Origin of the sequence: Paenibacillus hunanensis, from assembly GCF_014645615.1 — a bacterium.
In the GTDB taxonomy this organism is placed as follows: Bacteria; Bacillota; Bacilli; order Paenibacillales; family Paenibacillaceae; genus Saccharibacillus; species Saccharibacillus hunanensis.
The window spans coordinates 1-1,714 of sequence record NZ_BMMB01000036.1 but is presented as its reverse complement, the minus strand read 5'-3'; the positions used below and the strand labels follow the sequence as shown (position 1 = coordinate 1,714).

The following is a 1,714-nucleotide window of genomic DNA, read 5'->3' as shown; positions in this document are numbered from 1 at the left end:
AGATATAGTATATCCAGAAGATAAAGGACTAGATACAGTATATCTATCATAAGATATTGAAAATGCATTTGAATCATTGAGCTTTAGATCTCTTTTAACAGGAAAAGGTCAGGTATTTTCTACGTCTACTGTTTTTAATTTATGTCCAGGAGAATAGAAAAAAATCTCTTTAATTATATTCAAATAATAAACTGCTCCAACTACACTAGTAAGTATTGCTATTAGGGATAAGAAAATATAGCCATTATCTAAAGCAGCACTCAATACCATCTGTTTGGCAAAAAACCCTACAAGAGGCGGAATACCCGCAAAAGAAAAGATAGTAATAGCTAAACTTAAAGACAATAAAGGGTTTAGATAGAAATACCCTTTCAATTGACTAATTAATTGTACAGGTGAATTATTTATATCTAGTAGATTTTTATACTCTTTATTATTTCAAACATAACCATATAAAGAGAATCCTATAGTAATTAATATAATAAACACATTTAAATTACTAAAAGAATATTGTATTAAATAAAATATAAATGCTTGTGTGGACTCCACACTTTGTGTGGAAACACTTAAAGCTAATAAAATAAAACCTAGATGAGAGATTGTACTATATGCAAGCAATCTTTTAATTCTAAACTGTGTTAAACCTACAACAGTTCCTATTATTAAGGAAAGAAAAGAACTGACTAGTAGTCCATAGATTCAGCTAAATTCTGATAGATAATTATTTGTATGATAAACTAATTCTAGCAAAAGGATAAAAATAGAAATTTTGGCTATAATTGCCACAAATGTTGTTACTATTGTAGGGATAGCGTCATAGACGTCAGGAGATCAAAAATGGAAAGGTGCTGCTGAAACTTTAAATAAGAATCCTACACTAAATATGAGTAAAGAAAAATTTAAATAATATGATTTGTATCATGAAGTCATGTTATCATTTACGTCACTAATACTATTAATTATATATAAACCATCCAAACTTGTAGTACCTGAATTTGCATATAGTAAACTTGCACCTAATAAAATAAAGCAGGAGCTAAAGCCACCTAATAAAAAATAAATTAAACCACCTGTGGTAGATAATTCGGAATTTCTATAAATAGTACTTAATATATATAATCCGTAGCTTTGTAACTCTATAGAAAGAAAAATAGAAACTAAATCATTTGTTGACATTAAAAATACTGCTCCGCAAATAACAAATAATAAAATTAAAGGGTATTCTATTATTTTAAGATGTTCTTTGTTAAACCCTTGAATTTTAAAAAGGTAATCCTTCAACACTGCTTGTATTGAAGATAATGGTATTGAATATCCTATAGCTCTAGGCCACTTATTAATAAACCTAGGATGTCTCATAATATAAAATTTTTTTATGGGATCGAAACTTGTTAATTGTAATATTAATATACTAATCAAAAAAATAAATATTTGGAATACTTGTGTTATATTGGTTATATGAAGTAAACCTCCATGTAAACCTACCCCTTTACTTATAATAGATAAACTCATTGTATCATGCAAAATACAATAAATTAATGCTATAATCACAATTCTATTAAAAAGTATGGAAATATCTCGTCTTAAAGTAACGGCATTAGAAAGTAATAAAGACAGTATAGTCATTATTATCATAAAGAATGAAGAAATTTAGTTGGAGATTTAAATAAGGAAAGCTCTGGTCCTACTCGATCAGTGCCCTTCCCCTCCATAG

Annotated in this window: 1 protein-coding gene and 1 pseudogene; both read right to left on the bottom strand. The window is 27.7% G+C overall.

Translation table 11 applies throughout. The features are described 5' to 3' along the window. Positions 1-108 precede the first annotated feature (108 nt). Positions 109-699, bottom strand: a pseudogene (locus IEX62_RS24240) (proton-conducting transporter transmembrane domain-containing protein). Between the two features lie 219 nt (positions 700-918). Further along, a complete protein-coding gene (locus IEX62_RS24235; protein WP_188778818.1) occupies positions 919-1,512 on the bottom strand; it encodes a proton-conducting transporter transmembrane domain-containing protein in 594 nt (197 codons plus the stop codon). Positions 1,513-1,714: the final 202 nt, after the last annotated feature.